Genomic DNA, 1,261 nt, shown 5'->3' on the forward strand with positions numbered 1-1,261 from the left:
TAACCGATCTTGGAGTTGGTGGGGCGTGGCCGGCTGCTGTGCCTCCTTCGCTTATCCGGCGAGGTTGAGGTTGTGCAGGCGGGCGATGCCGAGTATGGCGTGGTGGACGCCGTCTCCCTTGAGACGGCAGTCTCGGAGGATCTTCCAGCTCTTCATGCGGGCGAAGGTGTGCTCGACGCGGGCCCGGACCTGCTTGTGGGAGCGGTTGTGTTCCTCTTTCCAGGCCGGGAGTTCTTCGCCCTTGCGGCGGCGGTGCGGGACAACCAGTCCGGTGCCCTGATAGCCGCCGTCTGCGATGGTCATCGTCTTACCGACGGTGGCCTTGGCGCCGGATTCTTCCCAGCCTCGGGAGTCGTGCCGGTTGCCCGGTAGCGCCTGACCGACTACGACGACCGGGCGGCTGTCGGCGTCGATGACGACTTGATGGGCGGTGGAGTAGCGGTAGTTGTTCGACTGCTCGGCGATCGTGTGGTCGCGAGTGGGGACCAGGGTTCCGTCCACGATCAGCACAGTGTCCTTACGGAACCGCTTCCGGGGCTGCAATGCGAGGAGGGGGCCGAGGTGGTCGACAACTCGATCCGCTGCGGACTTCGAGATGCCAAATAGCGGGGCCAGCTGGCGCAGCGTCAAGTTTGTGCGCCAGTACGCCGTGACGAGCAGGATCCGGTCCTCTAGCGGGAGTCCCCAGGGGCGCCCCCGCTGTGAGACTGCCATGGTCTCGCGTCGGACCGCGCTCACCAACTTCCTGAAGCGGCGCGGGCTCAGCCCCGTGAACGGGCCTATCCAGGACGGCTCTGACGCCGTGATCACACCAGCCACATCAAGATTATGTCACCGCTTCCGGACCTCTATGTTCGAACGCGGCGCGGCAGCGTTCAACCTCCTCGGCCACGTGCTCCATGAACCAGCGCACGATCTCGTAGGGGATGACGTGCTCGTCATGGCTGTGGATGTGAACAGTCGGCTCCAGTTTCGGGTCCTCGGCGGGGATCACCGCGACCAGGAAGGCGGCTCCAGGCAGGTGCTGCACTGCTGCCGGCTTGGCAGCCCACTCAGCCGGCGCGGGACCGGCCTCGCTCAGCTCAACGTGCCAGGCATCGTCGGGCAAGGAGTAGCCGAATTGGATCGCGTAGTGGCGACCTGCGTGTTCTCGTACCGGCATGCGCGCAGGCTGTCACAGTCAGCGCCCACCCGTCGCGCGACTATCCGAGCAGCCCGCGGCCAGCTCACCGTCCGTCCCACCCGACTCAACCGACACTTG

2 protein-coding genes are annotated in these 1,261 nt (G+C 65.7%); both read right to left on the reverse strand.

Features of this window, described 5'->3' with window-relative positions; translation table 11 throughout:
• Nucleotides 1–51: 51 nt before the first annotated feature.
• Nucleotides 52–819, reverse strand: coding sequence for a transposase (locus ACZ5VQ_RS49320; RefSeq protein ID WP_469110760.1), 768 nt, complete (start codon nt 817–819; stop codon nt 52–54).
• Nucleotides 820–826: 7 nt separating this feature from the next.
• Nucleotides 827–1,162 (reverse strand): hypothetical protein, encoded by a 336-nt coding sequence (locus tag ACZ5VQ_RS49325; RefSeq protein ID WP_469110761.1) that lies wholly within the window; start codon nt 1,160–1,162, stop codon nt 827–829.
• Between the last annotated feature and the right edge of the window lie 99 nt (nt 1,163–1,261).

Source organism: Streptomyces sp. NPDC033178, assembly GCF_055577685.1.

What these genes read in the sequence shown, in the direction of transcription:
- ACZ5VQ_RS49325 (WP_469110761.1), bottom strand. Translation starts at nt 1,162, where the DNA reads ATGCCGGTACGAGAACACGCAGGTCGCCACTACGCGATCCAATTCGGC.